The following is a 24000-nucleotide window of genomic DNA, read 5'->3' as shown; positions in this document are numbered from 1 at the left end:
ACCCTGCCGAATGTGTGAACGGGACGGACAGCGCGGAAAATCCGAGCTATTCTCGCGACCCGAAGCGAGTCGGGGATGGGGCGCACGTCGGCGCGCCGGATGCCGGGAAACGTTTTCTCCCAGGGACCAGTGAGCCAGTGGACAGTGAGCCAGTGGGACCGGTGCGCCCAATGCGCCGCGGCGCGACCAGTGTGACCACCGACGGAGCGAGCATGAGTACGACGCGCAACGCCGCCTCCCGGGCCGACCCCTTCGAAAGCCTCGGCCTCTCCCCCGACCAGGCGGCCCTCTACACGGCCATGCTGCGGCTGCACCGCGCCACGTTGACCGAACTGGCCGAGGCGGTCGACCGGCCCGCCGAGGACGTGCTCGACGCCCTGGACGGACTCGTACGGCTCGGCGCGGTGAACCGGCGGCGGGAGGAGTTCCTCGCCCGCCATCCCGCCGCTGCGATCGGGCGGCTGGTGGCCGAGAGGCTGGACCGCATGGCCAGGGAGACCCGCCAGATCGACGAGGTGCTCGCGGCGGCCGGCCGTCTGGCCCATCACTACGACGCGGGCCGTGACTGGCGCAGCGGGCGGTTCTCGGTCGAGCCGGTGAGCGGCGCGGACGAGCTCTGCGAGAGCGTGATCGGCCTCGCCCTGCAGGCGCCCCCCGCCGAGCTGGTCATGGCCGTGCCGGACCGCCGCACCATGGCCAGGTTCGCGGACGGGTACGGCGGCCAGTGGATCCAGGCCGCCGAGGACGGCATCCTGCGCCCGCGCATGGTCGTCGCGCTCGACGCCGTGTCCGAGCCCGCCCTGCGAGAGGTGTGCGCGCGGTTCTCCGCGGCGGGCGCGGGGCTGCGCGCCCTCGACACGGTGCCGAGCTGGTTCTTCGCGCTCGGCGACGGCACCGCCGGGCTGCCCGCGGAGTGGGGCGTCCCGCTGCCCGAGCACTCCTACAACTGCTACCTGGTCCACGCCCCGGTGGCGGTGGGGGCGCTGCGGGCGCTGTTCGAGGAGCTGTGGGCCCGGGCCGCGCCGATCTCCCCGCACACCAACGCGCTGCAGGTGCTCCGGCTGGCCGCACACGGCCTGTCCGACGACGCCATCGCCCGCCACCTCGGAGTCTCCGTACGCACGGTGCGGGCCAGGTTCGCCGAGGCGATGTCGGAGCTGGGGGCCCAGTCCCGCTTCCACGCCGGGGTGGAGGCCGCCCGCCGCGGCTGGCTGTGACGCCCGCGTCCCGGGGCGCGGCCCGACGAGCAGATGAGGCGCACTTATCCTCGTGGAGGGGGCCGTGGTCATAAGGTGGGATGCGTGCTGGAAGACGTCCCCCGCGACCCGTTCGCGGATGACCCCAACGACCCCGCGGCGGAGCTTGGAGCGCCCGACGACGTGGAGCCGCTGACGCTCGCGGAACGCGACGAGGCGCTGACCGATCTCGCCGACGTGGAGGTCTTCCGTTCCCTGCTCGAACCCCAGGGCGTGCTCGGGCTCGTCCTCGACTGCCCGGAGTGCGGCGAACAACACTACTTCGACTGGGACCTGCTGCGCGGCAACCTGCGCCAGATGATCGACAACGGCCGGCCGCAGGTGCACGAGCCGGCCTACCAGCCCGATCCGGCCGACTACGTGAGCTGGGAGTACGCCCGGGGCTACGTGGACGGCGTGATCGACACGGAGGAGAGCCGCTGACTGTCCACGTCGGCCACGAGCGCGCCGAGCAACCGGATGGCGGCGTCCGTACCGCCGACCGGCTCGCGGCGGGCGAGCGCGTCGAGGACGGCGTCCGTCCGCATTACGTCGCCCTCCACGTCGGCATCGCCGTACGACCCGAGGTGGCGAGCCGTACGACGACGTTTCGTGGTCACGCAATCGACTCCAGCTCGGCCAGCTGCCGGAGCCTGGCGAGCGCACGATGCTGCGCGACCCGGACGGCACCTGGTGACATGCCGAGTACATTACCCGTCTCCTCGGCGGACAGGCCCGAGACCACCCGCAGAATGAGAAGCTCGCGCTGCGTGTCCGGGAGCCGGGCGAGCAGGTCGCGGGCGTGCTGCGCCTCGATGTAGCGCACCACCGTCTCCTCCGGCCCGGGGCCCTCGTCGGGCCCGTCCGGCAGGTCCTGCGTCGGCACGGCCGAGCGGACCGAACTGCGCAGCGCGTCGGCCACCTTGTGGGAGGCGATGCCGAAGACGAACGAGGCGAACGGGCGGCCCATGTCGCGGTAGCGCGGCAGCGCCGACAGCACCGCGATGCACACCTCCTGGGCCACGTCGTCGGCGATGTGATACTGACCGGACACCCTGCCCAGTCGAGCCCTGCAGTAGCGGACCACCATCGGGCGCAGGTGTCCCAGCAGTGATTCGATCGCGGTGCGATCTCCCTGTACGGCAAGGCTGGTCAGTTCCCTGAGGTCGGGCTCATCCGATCTCGTCGCAAGCCTTACCCCAGTTGCGGCGTCGGCGACGCATCCCTCGGTCACGTTAGGCATGATGCCCGTCGCGATCGTTCATGTCGTCATGGTTAACGGCTACGGATTGGTCACATTGACGCGGCGATAACGTTCGGTAATCACCTGATCACTCTTCCGTTGGAACATTCCAACCGGAATGCCCAAAAAGAGAGATATACGCCGGACGGCTTGACAGGGAAAAAGAAGCGTGCCGGTCGTTCGCATTGCCTTCGGCCCGGCTTCGCCCGCGACGGCCCGTCCGCGCGCGGAACGGGCAAAGGGCGGAAAAGCAGTGCGCCCCGCGGTCCACCCTTGCGGGCGGGCGCGGGGCGCGATGCGCGGAAGGCGCGGGATCAGTGGCCGTGACCGTGGCCGTGGCCGTGACCGCCGTTGGCGGCCGGAGCCTCCTCCTCGGGCTTGTCCACGACGAGGGCCTCGGTGGTGAGCAGCATGCCGGCGATGGACGCGGCATTCTGCACGGCCGAGCGGGTCACCTTGACGGGGTCGATGACGCCCTGGCCCACCAGGTCGCCGTACTCGCCGGTGGCGGCGTTGAGGCCCTCACCGACGTTCATCGCGGCGATCTTGGTGGTGACGACGTAGCCTTCCATGCCCGCGTTCTCGGCGATCCAGCGGGCGGGCTCGATCAGCGCCTTGCGGACGATCGAGACACCGGTGGCCTCGTCGCCGGTCAGGCCCAGGTCGTCGAGCTCCTTGGACACGTGCACGAGCGCGGAGCCACCGCCGGAGACGATGCCCTCCTCGATCGCGGCGCGGGTCGCGGAGATCGCGTCCTCGAGGCGGTGCTTCTTCTCCTTCAGCTCCACCTCGGTGGCGGCGCCGACGCGCAGCACGCACACACCGCCGGCCAGCTTCGCGAGACGCTCCTGCAGCTTCTCGCGGTCCCAGTCGGAGTCGGACTGCTCGATCGCGACCTTGATCTCCCGGACGCGGTCCTCGATCGCCTGGGCGTCGCCGGCGCCGTCCACGATCGTGGTGGTGTCCTTGTTGACCACGACGCGGCGGGCCGTGCCGAGCACCTCGAGGCCGACGTGCTCCAGCTTGAGGCCGACCTCCTCGCTGACGACCTGGCCGCCGGTGAGGATGGCGATGTCCTGCAGCATGGCCTTGCGGCGGTCGCCGAAGCCGGGGGCCTTGACGGCGACGGAGGTGAAGGTGCCGCGGATCTTGTTGGTCACCAGGACGGCCAGGGCCTCGCCCTCGACGTCCTCGGCGATGACCAGCAGCTGGCGCTTGCTCTGGGCGACCTTCTCCAGCAGCGGCAGGAAGTCCGCGATGGAGGAGATCTTGCCCTGGGTGATGAGGATGTAGGGGTCCTCGAGCACCGCCTCCATGCGCTCGGAGTCGGTCACCATGTAGTGCGACAGGTAGCCCTTGTCGAACTGGAGGCCCTCGGTGAACTCCAGCTCCAGGCCCATCGCGTTGGACTCCTCGACGGTGATGACACCGTCCTTGCCCACCTTGTCGAACGCCTCGGCGATCAGGCCGCCGATCTTCGCGTCCTGCGCGGAGATCGTCGCGACGTTGGCGATCTCCTTCTTGTCCTCGACGTGGCGGGCGCTGGCGAGCAGCCGCTCGCTGACGGCCTGGGCGGCCTTGTCGATGCCGCGCTTGAGCCCCAGCGGCTGCGCGCCGGCGGCCACGTTGCGCAGGCCCTCGCGGACCATGGCCTGGGCCAGGACGGTCGCGGTGGTGGTGCCGTCGCCCGCGATGTCGTTGGTCTTGGTCGCCACTTCCTTGGCGAGCTGGGCGCCCAGGTTCTCGTACGGCTTGTCCAGCTCGACCTCGCGAGCGATGGTCACACCGTCGTTCGTGATCGTCGGGGCACCGAACTTCTTATCGATGACGACGTTGCGGCCGCGGGGGCCGAGCGTCACCTTGACGGCGTCGGCGAGAGCGTTCACACCACGCTCGAGAGCGCGCCGCGCGTCCTCTTCGAACTCCAGGATCTTCGGCATTCAGGTCTCCTTGTGAGCGCGCGGAGCCCCGGGCGCATGGTCCCGGGGCTCCACAAGCCGGCGCGGCCTACTTCTCGATGATGGCGAGCACGTCGCGGGCCGAGAGCACCAGGTACTCCTCGCCGCCGTACTTGACCTCGGTGCCGCCGTACTTGCTGTAGAGGACGACGTCGCCCTCCTTGACGTCGAGCGGGATGCGCTTCTCGCCGTCCTCGTCCCAGTTGCCCGGGCCCACAGCGAGGACACGGCCCTCCTGCGGCTTCTCCTTGGCGGTGTCCGGGATGACCAGGCCGGAGGCGGTGGTCTGCTCGGCCTCAAGCGGCTGGACCACGATGCGGTCGCCAAGCGGCTTAACGGGAACCTTGGTGGCGGTCGTCACGATCGGACCTCCCCTTCAGATTGCGATGAATGAGCTGAAGAGGCGACCAGCGGCCTGCCGTCGCGGGTGTCAGACCTGTCTCGTCGCTGTTGGCACTCTCGATGGGAGAGTGCCAACACGAAACAGTATGCAAGTGGCGCGTGACAGTCAACACGAACCGGCATCGCAGGTCAGACGCATCCGGCGGCAACGCGCCCGAGATCGCCCGTTCAGCCGTCCGCCGCGCCGGCGTCACCATGGCGCCCTCCGGAGGGAGCGAGGGGGCGACTACGCGGAACAGGTGACATAGAGGGTGGCCGAGGCGGTGTGCAGGAAGTCGGTGTTCTGGTAGCCGACGAAGTACGTCGGCCCGTTCTGCTGGACGTCGACGACGTCGACCCCGGTGGAACCCCGCCCCGGCGGGATCCGGACTTCGACGTCATGGGCCGGTCCGGCGGCCCTCAGTCTCGGGAGGCGTACGAGCCGGAGCGGACGTCGTCGACGATGCCGGGGCGGCTCGGCTCCCAGCCGAGGACCTTCCTGGCGAGGTCGCCGCTCACCACCTGGCTCAGGGCCAGGCCCTCGGCGAACGGGCGGCCGAGCACCTCGCTCGCCTCGTCGATCGGCCACGGCACGGCCTTCCCCGTACGGCCCGCGGCCGCCGCCACGTCGGCGACGCTCACCGACTCCTCGGCGACGGCGTGGAAGAGGCTCCCCGGCGCCGCGTTCTCGATCGCGAGCACGAGCAGGTCCGCCAGGTCGTCGACGTGCACGGTCGCCCAGGTCGGCACCGGGCCGCCCGCGTGGACGTACCGGCCGTCCTCCTGCCCGGGGGCGGTGAGCACCGTGGGAATGCCGGCGCCCCGGCCGTACACGATGCCGGGCCTGACGACGACGCCGCCCGCCTCCAGCACGAGCCTCTCCACGCGCGGCCGGTAGCGGGAGACGGTGATGGGGTTCACCGGCGCGTCCTCGCCCGCCGCCTCGGTCGTGGTGCCGAGAACCCAGACGCCGCTGGTGTAGACGAGCCGCGCGCCCCCTCCGGCCAGCGCCTCGATCGCCGCGACATCCACCTCCTCGTCCCCGACGGGGTTGGCGGCGTGCACGACGACGTCGATGTCCGGCGTCACGGCCTTCCTGAGCGTCTCGGGTTCGTGGAGGTCGCCGTGGCGCACCTCACCCGGTACGGCGGTGTCGCGGGCCCTCGGCCGGACGAGCGCGACCACCTCGTGGCCGCGTTCGGCGAGACGCTCCGCCAGCGCGGAACCGATGTACCCCGTCGCGCCGAGCACCAGGACCTTCATCTCTTTCACCTCGAATACTTCGATGCCTTACTGTTCGATGGAGAAGGTACCCCACGCCCGGCTCACATTTCAACGTCGAAGTGTCGGTTACGATGACGGATGGAGGAGGAGCGGCGTGGAGGACCCAGGCCGCGCGCGCTATGAACGACACCCTCACGAACGACGACCTCACGAACGCCACCTGCGCGAACGACACCGCCGGCAACGACGCCGTCGACCAGATCCTCCGCCAGTGGGCGCGGGCGCGTCCGGACGTGGACTGCTCGGCGATGGGAGTGGCCGGGCGGATCTCCCGCGCGTCCCGGCTGCTGGAGAAGGGCATCAAGGAGTACTTCGCCGGGCACGACCTGGAACCGTGGGAGTTCGACGTGCTCGCGACTCTCTTCCGGTCCAACCCCGACCACCGGCTCTGCATGAGCGACCTCGCCACGGCCGCGATGGTCAGCTCCGCGGCGCTCACCAACCGGGTGGACCGCCTCGTCGCCAGGGGCCTGGTGCACCGGGAGGTCGCGCCCACCAACCGCCGCATGGTCCTGATCACCCTCACCGACGAGGGCCGGGAGGTCGTCGACGCGCTGCTGGAGGGCCACGTGGCCAACGAGGAGCGGCTGCTGTCCGGCCTCACCGACGAGGACCGGGAGCGGCTGTCCGGACTGCTCAGCAAGCTGCTCACCTCGCTCGGCGACGTCGGCTCCTGCTGACCGCCCGCCGACGTGCGCGCCGGGCAGGCGGTAGCGTCGCGGGCGTGGACCTGGACGCCTTCCGCATGCTGCTCACGCCCGCAGGGCGCGAGGCCCTGGACGAGGCCGTGAAGATACTCGCCGACGGCGCCGACCCGGTGGCCGCCGCGAGCGCGTTGCGCAAGAGCCACCCGGCGGACCTCGCGGCGGCGGCGCTCACCCAGGCGTCGCTGCGGCGGCGGGCCGAGGTCAAGTTCGGCCCCGACGCCGCGGTCATGTACTTCACCCCGCACGGGCTGGAGCAGGCCACGCGCCCCGAGGTCGCCGCACACCGCGCCACCAGGATCCGGGCCGCCGGGATCCGGGCCGCCGGAGGGCCGGAGGGCGGCCCTGCCGTGCTGGACGTCTGCTGCGGCATCGGCGGGGACCTCCTCGCGCTGGCGAGGGCGGGCTGCCCGGTGGACGCCGTGGACCTCGACCCGCTGACCGTGGAGATCGCCCGGGCCAACGCGGCGGCGCTCGGCCTGTCCTCCCTGGTCGGCGTACGGACGGGCGACGCCGCGCTGGCCGACCCCGGCGGATACGGCCTGCTGTTCGCCGACCCCGCCAGAAGGGGGGCGAGGGGACGGACCTTCGACCCGATGGCGTACTCCCCCACGTGGCCGGTCGTGCTCGACCTGGTGGCCCGCGCCCCGGCGGCCTGCCTGAAGGTGGCCCCCGGCATCCCGTACGAGTTCATCCCCGAGGGCGCCGAGGCTGAGTGGGTGTCGTACCGCGGCGAGGTCAAGGAGGCGGCGATCTGGACCGGAATGGGAGCGGGCGGCCGGCGCGCCACCCTGCTGCCGTCCGGGGCCACGCTCACGGCGTCCGGCGCGGAGGCGGAGACCGGGCCGGTGAGCCGCTATCTCTACGAACCCGACGGCGCCGCGGTGCGGGCCCACCTGGTCGCCGAGGTCGCCGCCCTCGTGTCGGGGCACCTCCTCGATCCCCGGATCGCCTACGTCACGAGTGACCGTCTCGTACGCACGGATTGGGCGCCCTGCTACGAGGTGACCGACGTCATGCCGTTCTCGCTCAAACGGCTGAGAGCGGCGCTGCGCGAACGGCGCGTCGGCGCGGTCACCATCAAGAAGCGCGGTTCCGCCGTCGACGTCGAACGGCTGCGCAAGGATCTGCGGCTTTCCGGCGACGATTCCGCCGTGATCGTGCTCACCCGCATCGAGGAACGGCCGTTCGCCCTGCTCTGCCGGCCCGTGACCAGTGCGAACGGGTGAAACAGGAACAATTCACCGGCAATTACCGCCTTTCTCATTCCACGCCTGATGGCCGCGGGTCAGGGCCTAAAGTTGGCCGTCGGGCGTGCCGCCTGTTCGTTCATCTGCGCGAGACCGGGCCGAACCGACGTTTCGGCGAGTGAAGGAGCATTCTCGGTGGAGCATTCCAGCCACAACCTCCTCCAGGCGGGCAGCCAGACCGCCATCTCCGACCGGATGCGTGAACTGCTCGCCCGGGCGGCCCAGGACCACGTCTACGAGCAGCGGACGCAGGGCGCCGTGCTCGACGAGATCCGCCAGCGGCTGGAGGGCATGGAGTGGCTCCTGCGCGAGGTGCGCGAGCGCGAGCTGGGCGGCCTCGGCGTGGCACTCGAGGCGATCAGCCAGCGGCTCGACGACATGGCGGTCAGGCCGCCCGCCTGGGCGGAGGGGCTGGCCCAGCACATGGAACTGCTGCGCGACCACGTGGACGAGGTCGGCGGCCGGACCCAGGGCATCGCCGACCGGATGACGGACTTCGCGCACCGGCTCGGCAAGTTCCAGGGGAGCATGGAGGCCGCAGCCGGGCGGTTCACCCGGATCGACAAGGCCCTCGCCGCGCTCACCGAGCGCACCGAACGGCTGGAGGCCGTCGTCGTCGAACGGCTGGACTCGGTCGGGGGCCGGATCGAGGCCGTGGAGAGCGGCGTGGGAGCCGCCGTGGACGGCATGAACGCGACCGTCGCCGGGCTGAGCGCCGGCATCGGGGACGTCGCCGCCGGGGTGGACGAGATGAGCACCACCATCGCGGGCATGAACGCCGACCTCACCCTGGCGGCGGGGGCCGTCGTGCCCCTCGCGGACGCGGTGCGCAGCAGGCCCGACCGTGAGCAGATCGCCGAGACCGTCTCGGACGCGGTCACCCGCGCCATGGAACCGGCCAGGGGCGACGTGGCCCGGCGGCTCGCCGCGCTGGAGGAGACCATGCTGGCGCTCGCCGAGGTCCTCCTGCGCCCCGCCCGCGGCCACGCCGACTGAGGAATCCCCTGTCGCCGGCGAGGGCGAGCGGGGCGGCGATCAGACGTTGACGACGGTGATCGGGAGCGACGAGTCGGCCGGGATCTCCAGGGTGGAGGGCTTCGCGCCCGCCGACACCAGGTCCGCGCCGAGCGCCGCCACCATCGCGCCGTTGTCGGTGCACAGGCCGGGCCGCGGCACCCGCAGGCGCACCCCGGCCGCGTCGCAGCGCTCCTGGGCCAGGGCCCGCAGCCGGGAGTTGGCGGCCACGCCGCCCCCGATCAGCAGGTCCTTCACGTCGTAACGGGCGCACGCCTGCAGGGCCTTGCGGGTGAGCACGTCCACGACCGCCTCCTGGAACGACGCGGCGACGTCGGCCACGGGCACCGCCTCGCCCGCCGCCTCACGGGCCTCCACCCACCGCGCCACGGCAGTCTTCAGCCCCGAGAAGGAGAAGTCGAGGGTGCCGTCGTCGTACTTGCCACGAGGGAAGGCCACCGCCGCGCCCGAGCCGTCGCGGGCGGCCCGGTCGATGTGGGGCCCGCCGGGGAACGGCAGCCCGAGCACCCGGGCCACCTTGTCGAACGCCTCCCCGGCCGCGTCGTCCACGGTGGACCCGAGCGAGATCACGTCCTGCGCCACGTCGGGCACCAGGAGCAGCGAGGAGTGTCCTCCCGACACCAGCAGCGCGATCGAGGGCTTGGGCAGCGGGCCGTGCTCCAACTGGTCCACGGCGACGTGCGCGGCGAGGTGGTTGACCCCGTAGAGCGGGACACCGAGCCCCAGCGCGTACGCCTTGGCGGCGGCCACGCCGACGAGCAGCGCGCCCGCGAGACCGGGGCCGGCGGTGACGGCGACCGCGTCGATGTCGGAGAAGCGCAGCCCGGCGGCGGCCAGCGCGCTCTCGACCGTGGGCGTCATCGCCTCCAGGTGGGCCCGCGAGGCCACCTCCGGCACCACGCCGCCGAAGCGGGCGTGCTCGTCCATGCTGGAGGCGATGGTGTTGGCCAGCAGCGTGTGGCCGCGGACGATGCCCACGCCCGTCTCGTCGCAGGACGTCTCGATTCCCAGCACGATCGGCTCGTCACGCCTGCTCATGCCACCTCCTCGCCTTGCGGCTCGGAGTCCCGTCGTGCCGGAGGCGCGCAGGTGACCCAGCCGCGAATTGCGCTGCGTTTACTGATTCGCTCGCTACGCTCGCTCATGCTCCGCCCCCCAAATCTTCGTGTCCTGGACCGAGGTCCTTCACCATGGTGATGGCGTCGGTGCCGTCCTCGTAGTAGCGCCGCCGCAGGCCCAGCCGCCGGAAGCCGAACCGCTCGTACATCGCCTGTGCGGGCGGGTTGTCGGCGCGCACCTCCAGGAACACCGAGGCCGCGCCGCGCCGTGCGGCCTCGGCGAGCAGTGCGTCCATCAGCGCGGTCCCGACGCCGGCGCGCCGGTGATCGGCGAGGACCGCGATCGTCTGGACGTCGGCCTGGTCACCCGCCGCCGCCAGGCCGGCGTACCCCACCACGCGGTCGCCCACCTCGGCGACGACGTAGTGCCGGGTGCGCGGCTGGTCGGCCAGCTCGCCACGCATCATGGCCTCGCTCCAGGCGTCCGCGGGGAACGTGGTCCTTTCGATGTCCATCACGACCGGCAGATCGTCGTGGGTCATCTGGCGCAGCACGACCTCGGCCTGCCTCATGGGGTGCCCCCGCGGCGGGTCACGCCGTCACCCGCTTCGGCGCCCCGGGCACCTGCGCGTCGGGACGCCGCAGGTAGATGGGCCGCGGCGGGCCGAGCACGGCCAGCTCCCGCGCCTTCTCGACCGAATCCACGCGTCCCTCGGGCACCCGGGCGATCTCGGCCACCTCCTCCTCGCTCAGCGTCGCGAGGTGCTCGGCCGCCAGGGCCGCGAGCGCTCCCGCCGAGGGAAGTTCCGGACCGCGCACCCGGTCGGCGCCGATCACGTCGGCGTACATGGCGCCGCCCGCGCCGATCACGGGCAGTTCCCCGGGCAGGTCGTGCGGCCGGTCCACGCGCGGCCCGTCGAGCCGCGTGCGCGGATCGCCGTACCGCGCCCAGAAGACCTCCCTGCGGCGCGCGTCGGTCGCGACGAGGAACGGCCCGCTCTCCCGCGCGGAGTAGGCGAGGGCGTCGAGCGTGCAGACCCCGAACGCGGGCACACCGGCGGTCATGGCCAGCGCCGTCGCCGTCATCAGGCCGACCCGCAGTCCGGTGTACGGCCCGGGGCCGGTCCCGGCGACGATGGCGGTGACGTCCTTGAGCGTCGCGCCGGACTCGCGCAGGACCTGCTCGACGGCGGGCGCGAGGAGCTCACCATGCCGCCGCGCGTCGATCGTCGTCGACTCCGCCACCACGCGCTCGCCGTCGTACAGCGCGGCGGTGACGGCGGGAGTGGCGGTGTCGAAGGCCAAGACAAGCACGAAGGTCAAGCGTAGTCGCTGTGCGGAGGCGGACGACCACACCCGGGGTCCGTCCCCGGACCCGTTCGTCCTCGTCGCCGCGACGTGCGCGGCCCGCGCGCCCGCCGGACGGCCTTGCGGCAGGCGGCCCGGATCAGGCGGCCCGGATCAGGGAGGCGTAGACGATGATGTTGTCGCGGTACTCGTGCCGCGCCCAGTCGAAGTTCCCGCCGCAGGTGATCAGGCGCAGGCCGTCCTCGGTGTAGACGCGCTCGGCCGGGAACTCGTCCTTCGGCACGCGCTCCACCGAGTCGACCCGGTAGGAGGCGGTCTTGCCGTCGCTGCGCACCACCTTCACGACCGCTCCCTCACGCAGGTCGCGCAGCCGGTAGAAGACGGCGGGAGCGGTCTTGGTGTCCACGTGGCCGATGATCACGGAGGCGCCGGGGTCGCCCGGCACGGCGCTTCCGGTGTACCAGCCCGCGGTGGACGGCTTGTCGAACGGCGGCAGTTCGACGTCGCCCTCGTAGGACAGGCCGAGCTTCATGAGGGGGGCCTTGAGGTGCAGCGCCGGGATGTCGATCCGCTTGGGGACGACGGAGGACCTGGCGGCGGGCTGGTCCGTCATCCCCTTGCCGCCGGCGACGGCGGCGAACGCGAGCCCGGTGACCACCCCGGCGATGATCACCCCCCGGGTGGACAGCGCCAAGGTCAGGCTCCGGAGCGCCTGCGGGCCACGCCGATGCCGACGCCGAGCGCGGCCAGCAGCACGACGACGGTGACGCCCGTCGGCAGGCCCGAGTCGTCTTCGGGGCCCCCGGCCGCCGTGCCGCCGCCGCCCGCGTGCGGCGCCCGGGTGGGAATCCTCGTGTGGTCCTCGGTGTGGTCGGGCTCCGGCGCGACGATCCTGAACGACGCGCTGCCGATGTCGTTGGTGGCCTCGCAACGCACCTGCACGCGGTAGCCGCCCGCCTTGGCCCCGGCCCTGATGGTCGCGCTGCCGCGCACCATCGGCACGGTCGCGGTCGGGGAGGCCGACGACGGCGCCGGGGCGACCAGCGTGACGAGCCCCGTGAAGGCGTCGGAGCGGGCGGTCGCCCGATACTCGGTGCCGCCCTGGGGCAGCGGGCACCTGGCGGTGATATGGATGCTCTTGGTCGACCCGCCGACGATCCGCTTCGGATCGACCTCCACCCGCACGTCCTGCCGCGAGACCGAGACGAGCGGCGTCGGCAGGGCCGGTGTCAGCGTCATCGTGGGGTCGGTGGAGACCGTCTCGGCCGACGCGGTGCAGCCCAGCGCGCCGAACAGTAAGGCTCCTCCGACGGCGACCTGCGTGATCCTGCTCAACGGCACACCTCTTCCACGCCGGTCCCTTACCCAGAAAATCCTTACCGACTCATGGCCGAGGATCTTCCTTGGTCTCGATGATCCACAGGAACGCGGACAGGCGTCAAGGACTGTGCGGCGGACCGGTCTGGATCGCGTACGAACGACGCCCGGCTTGTCCCCGCAGGTCCTTGTCGCACGTCAGAGTCCGTGTTGCGGCCCTTTATGTGGCTCCGTGCCTCAGGGGGAGGGTGCTCAGGTGAGGGAGAGCTCCGACCAGCGCGGGCCCACGCCCGTCACCCGTACGCGGCGCTCCTCGCCCTCGGCGTCCCGCTCGAGGTGGACCTCCAGGCGGTCCTCGGACAGGCCCTCGACCAGGCCCTCGCCCCACTCGACCACGGTCACCGACTCCTCCAGCGAGGCGTCGAGGTCGAGGTCGTCTACCTCCAGCGTGCCGCCCAGCCGGTAGGCGTCCACGTGCACGAGCGCCGGCCCGCCGGACAGGGACGGGTGGACCCGGGCGATCACGAACGTGGGGGACGTGATCGGCCCGCGCACCTTCAGGCCCTCCGCGACGCCCTGCACCAGCGTCGTCTTCCCCGCGCCCAGCGGCCCGCTCAGCACGACCAGGTCTCCGGGGGCGAGCAGCGTGGCCAGCCGCGCGCCCAGCGCCCGCGTCTCCTCGGCGGTCGCGGCCCGGAACTCGGCCGTGGTCACGCGTTTCCCCTCTCCGCCCGCTTCAGCAGCTCGCGCAGCGCCTCGTTCACCGCGTCGGGCCGTTCGAGCTGCACGAGATGCGACGTCTCAGGCACGATGGTGAGCTGCGCGGTCGGCACGGCCGCCGCGATCGCCCTGCTGTGGTCGAGCGGCGTCAGCCAGTCGCGCTCCCCCACGATGATCGCGGTCGGCACCTTGTTGAGCACGTCGAGCGCGGTGAGCTTGTCGTGCGACATCAGCGCCGGGTAGAAGTCGGCGATCACCTCCGAGGGGGTGGCCCTGATCATCGACTCGACGAAGTCCACGACGGTCGGGCTGACGTTCTTGGAATCGCCGAACCCGAGGTGACGCAGCGCCAGGAACGACAGGTCGGTGCCGGCCTCACGGCCCCGGTCGACCAGCGCGCCGCTCCTGCGCATGATCGAGACGGCGGGCGGCACCGCGAGGTTGACGAGCTTGGAGACCAGGGCGGGCAGGCCCAGGGTGAGCTCGGCGAGCTTGCCCGCCGAGGTCGCGATCAGCGACACCCCGCGGATCTTGTCGCCGAACAGCTCGGGCCGCCGCTCCGCCAGCGCCATGATCGTCATGCCGCCCATGGAGTGGCCCACCACCACGCACGGCCCGGGGACGAGCTCGTCCAGCACGAGCGCGAGGTCCTCGCCGAGGCGCTCGATCGTGCAGTCGCTGGACATCGCGCGGGCGGACTGGCCGTGGCAGCGCTGGTCCCACAGCACCAGCCGGTAGGAGTCGCGCAGGTCGCGCCGCTGGTAGTGCCAGGAGTCCGAGCACAGGCAGTAGCCGTGGCAGAGCACCACGGTCAGCGGGGCGTCCTCCACGCCGTCGATCTCGGCATGGATCTTCACGCCGTCCGAGGTCGTGAGCGTCACCGAACGTCCGTGCAGCTCGCCGAAGGGCTCACTCGCCTCCAGGTCCGGCCGCAGGCGGATGCGGCCGACGGCGTACCTCTTGGCGAGCGTGGCCGCCGCCACTCCCGCCGACGCCGCACCGAAGACCGCTCCGGCGATCCCGACCTTGCGACGTGTGCTCATGCCTGCCCTCCTCGCAGCCGCGGCTCAGCGTCCGTCCGTATGGACGCGAGGCACGCGGGATCCGATCCTCGTCACGATCTCATGGGTAATCGTGCCGAGGGAATCCGCCCATTCCTGACAGGTGGGCTCGCCATTGTCCCCCGGGCCGAAAAGGATCACCTCGTCCCCCGCTTCCGCCGGATCGTCACCGAGGTCGATGACGAACTGGTCCATGCACACCCGCCCGGCGATCCGCCGCCGCCGGCCCGCTGCCAGCACCTCCGCCCGGTTGGTCCCGTTTCGCAGGATGCCGTCCGCATACCCGAGAGGGACGAGACCAAGCGTGGTCTCACGCTCCGTGACGTACAGGTGCCCGTACGACACGCCCGAGCCCGGGGCGGCCCGCTTGACCTGCGCGAGCCTGGCCGTCAGCGTCATGGCGGGGCGCAGGCCGAAGTCGCCCAGCTCGGGGATCGGGCTCAGGCCGTAGACCGCGATGCCCGTGCGGACCATGTCGTACCTCGCCCGCGGCAGCGTGACGGTCGCGGCCGAGTTGGCGAAGTGACGGATCGCGTCGCTCGGCACGCCCGCCTTGTCGGCGACGGCGAGCGCCTCCTCGAACGTCGCGAGCTGGCTCTCGATGGAGGGATGGCCCGGGATGTCCGCGCAGGCGAAGTGCGACCACAGGCCCACGATCTCGATGGCCCCGCTCGCCCGCGCGGCGAGCGCGTGCTCGACCAGAGACGGCCAGTCCGCCGCCGTCGCGCCGCCGCGGGAGTTGCCGGTGTCGGCCTTCAGGTGCACGCGGGCGGTGCGCCCGGTGCGCCGGGCGGCCTCGACGATGTCGTCCACGACCCACGTCGCGCCGGCCGACAGCTCGACGTCCGCGAGCAGCGCGGCGTCCAGCGGCTCTCCGGGCGTGATGAGCCACGACATGACCGGCGCGGTGACCCCCGCCTCGCGCAGCGCCAGCGCCTCGCGGACGAACGCGGTGCCGAGCCGGGTCGCGCCCGCCTCCAGGCACGCCTTCGCCACCGGCACCGCGCCGTGGCCGTACGCGTCGGCCTTGACGACGGCCATCATCTCGGCGCCGGCGGCCGACTCGGCGAGCAGCCGTACGTTGTGCGTGATGGCGGACAGGTCCACGCGTGCCTCGGCCGGGGTCGCGGAGCGCACCGTTGAGAAGCTCATTTTTCCAGTGTGTCAGGTGGACCCGGGTGGATGCGCCCAACCTGACACCGCACGTCAGAGCGTGCGCAGGGCTTCGGGCAGCGCCTGGGCGACGTCGAGGGCGGCGATCGGCGCCTGTCCGCGTGCCGCGTCGCCGCCTCCGGCGGCCGTCCGCGCCGCGAGCCCGTGGACGTACGCCGCGCACGAGGCCGCGTCGTAGCCCGTCAGCCCGGCGGCGAGCAGGGCACCCGCGATGCCCGACAGGACGTCGCCCGTGCCGCCCGTGGCCAGCCAGGGCGTGCCCGTGGTGTTGACCCGCACCGGCCTGTCCTCCTCCGCCACGAGCGTGGTCGAGCCCTTGAGCAGCACCGTCGCCCCCAGCTCGGCGGCGGCCCTGCGCACGTGTTCGAGCCGCCCGGCCTCGATGCGCTCGCGCGGCACGCCGAGCAGCCGCGACAGCTCCCCCGCGTGCGGCGTGAGCACGGTGGGGGCGGCCCGGCGCAGCAGCGTGCGGTCCTTGGCGACCAGCGTCAGCCCGTCGGCGTCCACCAGCACGGGCACCCCGGTGGACAGCACGGCGCGGGCCACCGCGTGCGCCTCCGGGCCCGTCCCGAGCCCGGGGCCGAGCACCCACGCCTGCACCCGCCCGACCTCGTCCAGCGAGCTCTTCAGCACCAGCGACGGATCGAGCACGGTCGTGATGGCCTCCGGCCAGCGGGCCCTGACCAGCCGCACCGGCTCGGCGGAGCTCGCGAAGCGGACCAGCCCCGCGCCGGCGCGCACCGCGCCGCCGACCGAGAGCACGGCGGCCCCGGTGTACCTGTCGCTGCCCGCGGCGATCCCGACCACGCCCCGCCGGTACTTGTCGCTCTCCGCGCCCGGCCGGGGCAGCAGGTCGGCCACGTCGTCGCCGGTCAGCGCGGCCACCTCGGGGTCCGGCAGGAAGGGCCCCAGGCCGATGTCCACCAGCTCGACCGACCCCGCGCGGGCGGCGCCGGGATCGACCAGCAGGCCGGCCTTGTACGCGCCGAACGTCACCGTCAGGTGCGCGCGGACCGCCGGTCCCTCGACCCGTCCGCTGCTCGCGTCCACCCCGCTCGGCACATCGACCGCGACGACCAGGCCGCCGGTCTCGGCGGTCAGCTCCGCCAGCGTCGCGTACGGCTCCCGCAGGGCCCCGCTGCCCCCGATGCCGACGAGGCCGTCCATGACGAGGTCGGCGCCGGCCAGCACTTCGCGCGCCCGTGCGGCGTCGTATGGATGCGCCCGGCCGCCCGCCTGCCGCAGCGCGGCCAGGCCGCCCTCGTGAGTGCGCGAGCCGGCGAGGACCGCCTCCACCCGCGCTCCCCTGCGGGCCAGGCGGGCCCCGGCGTACAGGGCGTCACCGCCGTTGTCGCCGCTGCCGATGAGCAGCGCGACGCGCGAGCCGTACACCCGGCCGCAGGAGCCGGCGAGCAGCTGCGCGCAGACCGCGGCGAGCCCTGCGGCGGCCCTGTCCATCAGCGTCCCCTCGGGGAGCCTCGCCATCAGCGCCAGCTCGGCCGAGCGGATCTGGTCGGAGGTGTAGGCGGTCCGCATGCGTCCGACGGTAGCCTGCCGCGTCGGCGATGGCGATCACCGGCCCGCTGAGGGCTCCCGCTCAGGACTCGGCGACAACGTAGGCGATCGCCATGCCGCCGTCGTGCGACAGGGAGACGTGCCATCGGCGTACGCCGAGGTCGCGGGCCACCTCGGCGGCCCGGCCCGTGATCGTCAGCTCGGGCCGGCCGTGTTCGCCGCGCACGACCTCCGCGTCGAGGTGCCGCAGGCCCGGTGGAGCCCCGAGGGCCTTGGCCACGGCCTCCTTCGCGGCGAACCGCGTGGCCAGCGACTCCAGCGACAGCGCGCACTCGGCATCGGTGAACAGGCGCCTGCGCAGCGCGGGCGTGCGCTCCAGGGCCGCGCCCAGGCGCGCCACCTCGACCACGTCCACCCCGATGCCCACGATCACACCGCCAGCGTACGGCGCGTGCCAGTCGCATGAAGCAAGCGTTCTTCCCCGTCGCGCGCCGAAGTAATCCATCGATTTTTGTCCACAGGCTGTGCACGACCCCGGGTGGGGGCGCGGAAACCCCATGGCTACGCTTGCCGTCGTGGCAGATGGGGACGCGTATGTCGAGCTGAGCCGGGAGCAGTGGCGTGACCTGCGCAAGAACACACCGCTCACGCTCACCGAGGCGGAGCTGGAGGAACTGCGCGGCGTCCACGATCCGATCGACCTGTCCGAGGTCACCGACATCTACCTGCCGCTCACCCGGCTGCTGAACCTGCACTTCACCGGCTCGCGGCAGCGCGGCGCGGCCGTCGGCGCGTTCCTCGGGGAGCAGGACGCGCCCCCGCCGTACGTGCTGGGCATCGCGGGCAGCGTCGCGGTCGGCAAGTCGACCACGGCGCGGCTGCTGCACACGCTGCTCGCCCGCTGGCCCGAGCACCCCCGGGTCGACCTGATCACCACCGACAGCTTCCTGTACCCCAACAAGGTGCTGGAAGAGCGCGGGATCATGCATCGCAAGGGCTTCCCCGAGAGCTACGACCGGCGGGCGCTGGTGAGCTTCGTGGCCGACGTGAAAGCGGGCCGCCACTCGGTGGAGGCACCGGTCTACAGCCATCTGGAGTACGACATCGTGCCCGGCGCGGCGCAGACGGTGGACCGGCCGGACATCCTCATCGTCGAGGGGCTCAACGTCCTGCAGCCCGCGCCGCCGGACGCCCTGGCGGTCTACGACTACTTCGACTTCTCCATCTACGTGGACGCCCGGATGGAGGACATCCGCACCTGGTACGTGGAGCGCTTCCACAAGCTGCGCCGTACGGCCTTCTCCGACCCGAAGTCCTACTTCCGGCACATCGCGGCGCTGTCGCAGGAGGAGGCGACCACGTTCGCCGAGAACGTGTGGCGGGAGATCAACGAACGCAACCTGGTCGAGAACATCGCCCCAACCCGCCGCCGGGCCGGCCTGATCCTGCACAAGGGTCCCGACCACTCCGTCAGACGGGTGCGGCTGCGCAGAACCTAGGATTCAGCCGTGCTGCATCTGCGGGTCATCGCCCCGTTCCAGCGGACCGACCAGGTCATCGAGGTGCTCGACCGTACGCCGGGGGTCACGAACGTCGTGCTCCTGGCCAAGGCGGCCAGGCGACCTGAGGGCGACGTGGTACTCGCCGACGTCGCCAGGGAGGCGGCCAACACGGTCACCGGTCAACTCAAGGCGCTCGGCCTGGAGCGGGACGGCTCGATCACGGCCGAGGAGATCGAGCTGTCGATCTCCCGAGGCGCCGCCGAGGCGGAGGAGCGGGCACCGGGCGAGGGCGACGACGCGGTCGTGTGGGACCACTTCGAGCAGCGTGTGGCCCTCGACAGCCGCATCACGTGGGCGTTCCTGGCGTTCCTCGCCATCGCCACGCAGATCGCCGCGATCGGCGTGCTCATCCCCTCGCAGATCCTGATCGTCGGCGCGATGGTCCTCGGGCCGGAGTTCGGCGCGGTGGCGGCCGTCTCGTTCGGCCTGCTCCGCCGCCGGTGGCCGCTCGTCGGCACCGCGGCCCGCACGCTCGCCGTGGGCTTCGCGTCCGCGATCGCCGTCACCCTGGCCTGCGCCCTCGTCTCGCGCGGCCTCGGCTGGATCACGCCCGACAGCCTGCGGCACCACGACGAGGTGCGCTTCATCGTGACGCCCGACCGGTGGTCGTTCATCGTGGCGCTGCTGGCCGGCGCGGCCGGGGTGCTGTCGATCACGGCGGGCAAGTCCTCCGCGCTGGTGGGCGTCTTCATCTCCGTCACCACCGTCCCCGCGGCCGGCTACATGGCCGTGGCCCTGGCGCTGTGGCGCTGGGACGAGGTCGGCGGCTCGGCGCTGCAACTCCTCGTCAACATCGCCGGGATGGTCGTCGCCGGCGCCCTGACGCTGTTCCTCCAGCGCTCGCTGTGGTCCCGGTACGGCGGCGGTCGGCAACGGGCGTGAGAGGCATACCTGAGGCGTAGGCGGGTTCCTCCATCAGACGGAGGCCCGGCGGACGTCCCGCCCAGTAGGGTCGGATCATGACAGCGAGCGCGACCCCATGCTTCGCGACCGAGGGGCTGACCAAGCGCTTCCCCCGCGTCACGGCGCTCGACGACCTCACGGTCGCGGCCGGAACCGGCGTGACCGGCCTGGTGGGCGCCAACGGCGCGGGCAAGTCGACGCTTATCAAGATCCTGCTCGGCCTGCTCCCGACGACCTCCGGACGCGCCTCGGTGCTCGGCCTCGACACGGCCACCCAGGGCCCGGAGATCCGGCGCGTCGTCGGTTACATGCCCGAGCACGACTGCCTGCCCCCGGACATGTCCGCGACCGAGTTCGTGGTGCACATGGCCCAGATGTCCGGGCTGCCGCGTACGGCCGCCCGCGAGCGCGCCGCCGACACCCTGCGCCACGTCGGGCTGGACGAGGAGCGCTACCGCCCGATGGGCGGCTACTCCACCGGCATGCGGCAGCGCGTCAAGCTCGCCCAGGCCCTCGTCCACGACCCGAAGCTGGTCTTCCTCGACGAGCCCACCAACGGACTCGACCCGCAGGGCCGCGACGACATGCTCGCGCTGATCCGGCGCGTCGGCACCGAGTTCGGCATCAACGTGCTGGTCACCTCCCACCTGCTCGGTGAGCTTGAGCGGGTGTGCGACCACGTCATCGTCATCGACGGCGGGCGGCTGCTGCGTTCCTCGGCGATCCGGGAGTTCACCCGGGCCGAGCAGACCATCGCGGTGGAGGTCGAGGAGGGGCAGCAGCGGCTGGCCGAGCGCCTCACCGCCGGCGGCGAGACGGTCGCGGCGCAGGGCAGGCTGCTGACGGTCCAGGTGTCCGCGGACGACCCCGGCCGCACCTACGACGCCGTACGCGACGCCGTCTGCGACCTCGGCCTCAGCCTCCTGCGGCTGGAGCAGCGCCGGGGCCGCATCGAGGACGTGTTCAAGGAGCCGGTGGCATGACGACAGAGCCGACCGCGGTCATCCACGACATCGGATACCGCCACTACGACGGCGTACGGCTGGGGCGCGGGCGGGCGACGCTCGCCCTCGGCGTGCAGAGCCTGCGCGGCGTGTTCGGGCTCGGCCGCACGGTCCGCGCCAAGATCATGCCACTGGCGCTGGCCGCGATCATGCTGATGCCGACGGTCGTGTCGATCGGCGTGATGGCCCTGGCCAAGCAGTTCATCATGCCCTATCCGAACTACGCGGTCTTCATGCAGGCGGTGATCGCGATCTTCCTGGCCGCCCAGTCGCCGTACCTGGTCGCGCCGGACCTGCGCTTCCGCGTGCTGCCGCTGTACCTGTCCCGCCCGCTGACCGTGACCGACTACGTCCTGGCGAAGCTGACCGCGCTCGCGATCGCGCTGTTCGGCCTGCTGGCGGTGCCGCTCACGATCCAGTTCGTCGGCGAACTGCTCGTGGACCTGCCCGGGCCGCCGCACACCGCCGACTACCTCGGCGCGCTGGGCGGCGCGGTCCTCTACGCGGTGCTGCTGTCCTCCGTGGGCATCGCGCTGGCGTCGTTCACCCCGCGCCGCGGTCTCGGCGTCGCGTCGGTGATCGCCTTCTACATGTTCACCGCCGCCGTCTCCGGGATCTTCGCGGGCGTGCTGATCTCGTCGGGACGCGACAGCCTCGCCGGGTGGGCCCTGCTCCTCAACCCGTTCTTCCTCGTCGACTACGCCCAGTCGGCCCTGTTCGGCACCACGCCCGTCAACACGGAGTCGGCTCCGCCGGGCATCGCGTCCTGCCTGATCCTGCTGGCCGTGGTCGCCCTGGCCGTGACGGGCGTTCTCCTGCGCTACCGGAAGGCGGCGTCGTGACCACCACAAGCTCTCCCGTGACCACCCGCCAGGGCGTGCTCGAACTCGCCCAGGTGTCCCGCTGGTACGGCAACGTCGTGGCGGTCAACGACGTCACGATGACGATCGGCCCCGGCGTCACCGGCCTGCTCGGGCCGAACGGCGCGGGCAAGTCGACGCTGCTGCACATGATGGCCGGGTTCCTCGCGCCGTCCAGCGGCACGGCGACCCTCGACGGCCGCCGCATCTGGCACACCCACGAGATCTACCGGCAGATCGGCCTGGTCCCCGAGAAGGAGGCCGTCTACGGCTTCCTCACCGGATGGCAGTTCGTGCTGTCGTCGGCCCGGCTGCACGGCCTGCCCTCGCCCGCCGACGCGGCCCGGCGGGCCCTCGACCTGGTGGAGATGACGGACGCCTCCGGCCGCCGCATCGAGACGTACTCCAAGGGCATGCGGCAGCGCGTCAAGGTCGCCGCCGCCCTCGTCCACGACCCCCAGGTGCTGCTGCTGGACGAGCCGTTCAACGGCATGGACCCCCGGCAGCGGCTCCACCTCATGGACCTCGTGCGCCGCATGGGCGAGGAGGGCCGGACGATCCTGTTCAGCTCGCACATCCTCGAAGAGGTCGAGCGGGTGGCCCACCACATCGAGGTCCTGGTCGCGGGGCGGCACGCCGCGTCGGGCGACTACCGCGAGATCCGGCGCCGCATGGCCGACCGGCCGCACATGTTCCGGGTCAGGTCGAGCGACGACCGGCGACTGGCCGCCGCGCTCATCGGCGACCCCTCCTCCTCCGCGGTCTCGCTGACCGAGCAGGGGGTCGAGGTCCAGGTGACCGACTACGCGCGCTTCACCGCGCTGCTGCCACGGATGGCGCGCGACCTCGCCGTACACCTGTGGCAGGTCTCCCCCACCGACGAGGACCTGGAAAGCGTCTTCTCCTACCTCATCTCCGGGAGCACGCGATGAACACGGTGGTGGCGGACATCACCTACCGGGCCATGCTCGGGCGCAAGCGGATCTGGCTGCTGGTTCTGCTGCCCGTGGCGCTGGTCGCGCTCGCCGCGCTGCTCAGGCTGGTCAACGGCCAGGACGAGCAGACGGCCGTGCTGCTGATGAAGAGCTTCGCGATCGGCACGATGCTGCCGCTGCTCGGGCTGATCGCCGGGACGGGCGTGATCGCGCCGGAGATCGAGGACGGCACGATCATCCACCTGCTGGCCAAGCCGATCTCGCGCCCGGTGATCGCCGTGACGAAGTTCGTGGTCGCGGCCTCCCTCGTCGCGGTGCTCGCGGCCGTCTCGACCTACGTCGCCGCCTACCTCCTGGCCGGCTCGGAGTCGGGCATCGCGACCGGTTTCACCCTCGGGGCGCTGTTCGGCGGCGTCGCGTACGCCGCAGTGTTCCTGCTGCTGGGCGTGCTCACCCGCCACGCGGTCGCGGTCGGCGTGATCTACGCCCTCGTGTGGGAGGGTGTGGTCGGCGGCTACGTGCCCGGCGCGCGGAAGTTCTCCATCCAGCAGTGGGCCCAGTCGCTCGCCGACCAGGTCTCCTCCTCACCCTTCTTCTCCACCGAGGTGACGCTCGGCTTCGCCGTGCCGGCGATGGTCATCGTCACGATCGGCGCCGTCGTCTGGACCGGCCAGCGCCTGCGCTCCCTGTCCCTGACCGGCGACGACTAGCTAGAGGTTGAAGCCGCCCGACACCTCGACGTTCTGGGCGGTGACCCAACGGCTCTCGTCGGAGACCAGTGTGGCGATCACCGCGCCGACGTCGCCGGGTTCGCCGACCCGGCCGAGCGCGGTCCTCGCGGCGAGGGCCGGGACGACCTCGGGGAACCGGGTGAAGGCGTCGTCGCCGAGGCGGGTGCGGGTCGGACCCGGTGAGACGGCGTTGACGCGGATCCCGCGCGTGCTGAACTCCTTGGCCATGTAGCGGGTCAGCACGACCAGGCCGCCCTTCATCGACGCGTAGGCCGAGTAGCCGGGCTCCAGGCCGGCCTTCGCCACCGAGCTGCTGCTCGTGTTGACGATGGCCCCGCCGTCCGCCATCAGGGGCACCAGCCTCTGCGTGAGGAAGTACGGTCCCTTGAGCAGGACCCGCATGAGCCTGTCGAACGTCTCCTCGCTGGTGTCCTCGATCAACGACGCCTCCGAGGCGCCGGCGTTGTTCACCAGGTAGTCGAAGGTGTCGCGCTGCCACGTGTCGCGCAGCACGTCTGCGACGGTGTCGCGGAAGGCCGCGAAGGTGCCGGTCTCGCCGACGTCCAGCGGCAGTGCGACGGCCCTGCCGCCCTCCTTCTCGATGGCGGCGACCGTCTCCAGTCCTCCTTGCCGGTTGTTGCCGTAGGTCAGGATGACTCCGGTTCCGCGTTTGGCGATCTCGACGGCGGCGCTCTGTCCGATGCCGGAGCTGGCGCCCGTGACGATGGCGACTTTCATTGTCCTTCTCCTGTGGGATGGTCGT

Annotated in this window: 27 protein-coding genes; 11 read left to right on the top strand and 16 right to left on the bottom strand. The window is 72.0% G+C overall.

The window, feature by feature from the left end; translation table 11 throughout:
- Positions 1–212: 212 nt before the first annotated feature.
- Both Msi02_RS21440 and Msi02_RS21435 read left to right on the top strand, forming a co-directional pair.
- Entirely contained in the window at positions 213–1217 is a 1005-nt protein-coding gene (locus Msi02_RS21440) for a helix-turn-helix transcriptional regulator (protein WP_204049947.1), read from the top strand.
- A gap of 84 nt (positions 1218–1301) precedes the next feature.
- A complete protein-coding gene (locus Msi02_RS21435) occupies positions 1302–1679 on the top strand; it encodes a DUF5319 domain-containing protein (RefSeq protein ID WP_030508386.1) in 378 nt (125 codons plus the stop codon).
- On the opposite strand, the gene Msi02_RS21430 is transcribed toward Msi02_RS21435, so the two are convergent.
- From Msi02_RS21430 to Msi02_RS21410, 5 genes are all read right to left on the bottom strand, one after another.
- Positions 1640–1855 (bottom strand): anti-sigma-D factor RsdA, encoded by a 216-nt coding sequence (locus tag Msi02_RS21430; RefSeq protein WP_143737446.1) that lies wholly within the window; start codon positions 1853–1855, stop codon positions 1640–1642. The two genes, Msi02_RS21435 and Msi02_RS21430, sit on opposite strands and share 40 nt — an antisense overlap.
- Positions 1852–2478, bottom strand: a complete 627-nt coding sequence (locus Msi02_RS21425) for a sigma-70 family RNA polymerase sigma factor (protein ID WP_030508385.1) — start codon at positions 2476–2478, stop codon at positions 1852–1854. The genes Msi02_RS21430 and Msi02_RS21425 overlap by 4 nt, the downstream gene beginning before the upstream one ends.
- A gap of 314 nt (positions 2479–2792) precedes the next feature.
- Entirely contained in the window at positions 2793–4418 is a 1626-nt protein-coding gene (groL, locus tag Msi02_RS21420; protein WP_079316228.1) for a chaperonin GroEL, read from the bottom strand.
- 67 nt (positions 4419–4485) lie between these two features.
- Positions 4486–4797: a co-chaperone GroES gene (groES, locus tag Msi02_RS21415; protein ID WP_030508383.1), complete on the bottom strand. Its 312-nt coding sequence runs from the start codon at positions 4795–4797 to the stop codon at positions 4486–4488.
- Positions 4798–5237: 440 nt separating this feature from the next.
- Positions 5238–6080: an NAD-dependent epimerase/dehydratase family protein gene (locus Msi02_RS21410; RefSeq protein ID WP_204049946.1), complete on the bottom strand. Its 843-nt coding sequence runs from the start codon at positions 6078–6080 to the stop codon at positions 5238–5240.
- Between the two features lie 140 nt (positions 6081–6220).
- Between Msi02_RS21410 and Msi02_RS21405 the strand changes: the two genes are divergently transcribed.
- The 3 genes from Msi02_RS21405 (at position 6221) to Msi02_RS21395 (ending at position 9051) form a co-directional block, all read left to right on the top strand.
- Entirely contained in the window at positions 6221–6781 is a 561-nt protein-coding gene (locus Msi02_RS21405) for a MarR family winged helix-turn-helix transcriptional regulator (RefSeq protein ID WP_204049945.1), read from the top strand.
- Between the two features lie 44 nt (positions 6782–6825).
- Entirely contained in the window at positions 6826–8034 is a 1209-nt protein-coding gene (locus Msi02_RS21400; RefSeq protein WP_239108584.1) for a class I SAM-dependent methyltransferase, read from the top strand.
- A gap of 156 nt (positions 8035–8190) precedes the next feature.
- Positions 8191–9051 (top strand): hypothetical protein, encoded by an 861-nt coding sequence (locus Msi02_RS21395; RefSeq protein ID WP_204049944.1) that lies wholly within the window; start codon positions 8191–8193, stop codon positions 9049–9051.
- A 39-nt stretch (positions 9052–9090) separates the two neighbouring features.
- Here the strand turns inward: Msi02_RS21395 and tsaD are convergent, their stop codons facing one another.
- The 10 genes from tsaD to Msi02_RS21345 all read right to left on the bottom strand — a co-directional run bounded on the left by tsaD (position 9091) and on the right by Msi02_RS21345 (position 17675).
- Complete coding sequence (tsaD, locus tag Msi02_RS21390; protein ID WP_204049943.1) at positions 9091–10128, bottom strand: tRNA (adenosine(37)-N6)-threonylcarbamoyltransferase complex transferase subunit TsaD; 1038 nt, start codon at positions 10126–10128, stop codon at positions 9091–9093.
- A gap of 103 nt (positions 10129–10231) precedes the next feature.
- Positions 10232–10720 (bottom strand): ribosomal protein S18-alanine N-acetyltransferase, encoded by a 489-nt coding sequence (gene rimI, locus Msi02_RS21385; protein ID WP_239108583.1) that lies wholly within the window; start codon positions 10718–10720, stop codon positions 10232–10234.
- Positions 10721–10739: 19 nt separating this feature from the next.
- Complete coding sequence (gene tsaB / locus Msi02_RS21380; protein WP_204049942.1) at positions 10740–11462, bottom strand: tRNA (adenosine(37)-N6)-threonylcarbamoyltransferase complex dimerization subunit type 1 TsaB; 723 nt, start codon at positions 11460–11462, stop codon at positions 10740–10742.
- A gap of 133 nt (positions 11463–11595) precedes the next feature.
- The gene (locus Msi02_RS21375) at positions 11596–12150 is read right to left on the bottom strand and encodes a class F sortase (protein WP_239108582.1); all 555 of its coding nucleotides are present in this window, start codon (positions 12148–12150) and stop codon (positions 11596–11598) included.
- Positions 12151–12152: 2 nt separating this feature from the next.
- Positions 12153–12791, bottom strand: a complete 639-nt coding sequence (locus Msi02_RS21370; protein ID WP_204049941.1) for a hypothetical protein — start codon at positions 12789–12791, stop codon at positions 12153–12155.
- Positions 12792–13025: 234 nt separating this feature from the next.
- On the bottom strand, positions 13026–13487 hold the full coding sequence (tsaE, locus tag Msi02_RS21365) for a tRNA (adenosine(37)-N6)-threonylcarbamoyltransferase complex ATPase subunit type 1 TsaE (protein WP_079316236.1): 462 nt from the start codon (positions 13485–13487) through the stop codon (positions 13026–13028).
- Positions 13484–14536 (bottom strand): alpha/beta fold hydrolase, encoded by a 1053-nt coding sequence (locus Msi02_RS21360; RefSeq protein ID WP_079316237.1) that lies wholly within the window; start codon positions 14534–14536, stop codon positions 13484–13486. The genes tsaE and Msi02_RS21360 overlap by 4 nt, the downstream gene beginning before the upstream one ends.
- Positions 14537–14560: 24 nt before the next feature.
- Positions 14561–15706 (bottom strand): alanine racemase, encoded by a 1146-nt coding sequence (gene alr, locus Msi02_RS21355; protein WP_204049940.1) that lies wholly within the window; start codon positions 15704–15706, stop codon positions 14561–14563.
- Positions 15707–15760: 54 nt separating this feature from the next.
- On the bottom strand, positions 15761–17263 hold the full coding sequence (locus Msi02_RS21350; RefSeq protein ID WP_204049939.1) for an NAD(P)H-hydrate dehydratase: 1503 nt from the start codon (positions 17261–17263) through the stop codon (positions 15761–15763).
- A gap of 61 nt (positions 17264–17324) precedes the next feature.
- Positions 17325–17675 (bottom strand): holo-ACP synthase, encoded by a 351-nt coding sequence (locus tag Msi02_RS21345; protein WP_204049938.1) that lies wholly within the window; start codon positions 17673–17675, stop codon positions 17325–17327.
- A 124-nt stretch (positions 17676–17799) separates the two neighbouring features.
- Between Msi02_RS21345 and coaA the strand changes: the two genes are divergently transcribed.
- The 6 genes from coaA to Msi02_RS21315 all read left to right on the top strand — a co-directional run bounded on the left by coaA (position 17800) and on the right by Msi02_RS21315 (position 23216).
- The gene (gene coaA / locus Msi02_RS21340) at positions 17800–18741 is read left to right on the top strand and encodes a type I pantothenate kinase (protein ID WP_204049937.1); all 942 of its coding nucleotides are present in this window, start codon (positions 17800–17802) and stop codon (positions 18739–18741) included.
- 9 nt (positions 18742–18750) lie between these two features.
- On the top strand, positions 18751–19686 hold the full coding sequence (locus Msi02_RS21335) for a DUF389 domain-containing protein (protein ID WP_204049936.1): 936 nt from the start codon (positions 18751–18753) through the stop codon (positions 19684–19686).
- A gap of 77 nt (positions 19687–19763) precedes the next feature.
- Complete coding sequence (locus tag Msi02_RS21330) at positions 19764–20690, top strand: ABC transporter ATP-binding protein (RefSeq protein ID WP_079316242.1); 927 nt, start codon at positions 19764–19766, stop codon at positions 20688–20690.
- Positions 20687–21553, top strand: a complete 867-nt coding sequence (locus Msi02_RS21325; protein WP_204049935.1) for an ABC transporter permease — start codon at positions 20687–20689, stop codon at positions 21551–21553. The genes Msi02_RS21330 and Msi02_RS21325 overlap by 4 nt, the downstream gene beginning before the upstream one ends.
- Positions 21550–22503 (top strand): ABC transporter ATP-binding protein, encoded by a 954-nt coding sequence (locus tag Msi02_RS21320; RefSeq protein ID WP_239108581.1) that lies wholly within the window; start codon positions 21550–21552, stop codon positions 22501–22503. Before Msi02_RS21325 ends, Msi02_RS21320 begins: the two co-directional genes overlap by 4 nt.
- On the top strand, positions 22500–23216 hold the full coding sequence (locus Msi02_RS21315; protein ID WP_204049934.1) for an ABC transporter permease subunit: 717 nt from the start codon (positions 22500–22502) through the stop codon (positions 23214–23216). The genes Msi02_RS21320 and Msi02_RS21315 overlap by 4 nt, the downstream gene beginning before the upstream one ends.
- On the opposite strand, the gene Msi02_RS21310 is transcribed toward Msi02_RS21315, so the two are convergent.
- Positions 23217–23975, bottom strand: coding sequence for an SDR family NAD(P)-dependent oxidoreductase (locus Msi02_RS21310; RefSeq protein ID WP_204049933.1), 759 nt, complete (start codon positions 23973–23975; stop codon positions 23217–23219).
- Positions 23976–24000 lie beyond the last annotated feature (25 nt).

Origin of the sequence: Microbispora siamensis, from assembly GCF_016863095.1 — a bacterium.
GTDB classification, from domain to species: Bacteria; Actinomycetota; Actinomycetes; order Streptosporangiales; family Streptosporangiaceae; genus Microbispora; species Microbispora siamensis.
This window is presented reverse-complemented; position numbering and strand designations above follow the sequence as displayed.